General features: G+C 36.5%; 1 pseudogene. It reads right to left on the minus strand.

Annotated elements, in window-relative coordinates:
• A pseudogene (locus tag ACS8FD_RS24475) lies at positions 1-401 on the minus strand (hypothetical protein); the annotation flags it as partial.
• Positions 402-521 lie beyond the last annotated feature (120 nt).

Genomic DNA, 521 nt, shown 5'->3' on the forward strand with positions numbered 1-521 from the left:
TTAACTCGCGCATAATAGTTTATCATCCCAGCCATACCAGAAGCTGATAACGGTACAACCTTGACAGAGTGCTGATTCTTTAATGGTGTAAATAGCACATTTTGTGTACGCTTAACAACTTTATCATCCGTATCAAACACACTTAACAGCTTATGATCTACTGGTTGATGTGTATCTGGCGCGATAACCGCAGTTTGGTCGATTTGCATAATTTCACAATGATAAGTACCCGCACAAGCGATGTTTACTTCTCCAGCAATCGGTTTGATTTTCCCTGCCCACTTGTCAGCGCTTTCTGCATCATCTATTTTCTGATAGCCTGTTAGTAGCTGACAACCCGACAATAGCAAGCTTGTTGCGATAGAAAGACTGGTAAATATAGCAATACGTTTTTTATTCATAATGATGACTACTATTTCATAGTGATAACAAATTACCTTTCATTCTAGTCATTTTGTTACGATAACTCAACGTTGTATTATTGACCAATTCATTTTTATTAAACATCAATTTATATAACA

Source organism: Psychrobacter sp. 1U2 (genome assembly GCF_051847575.1).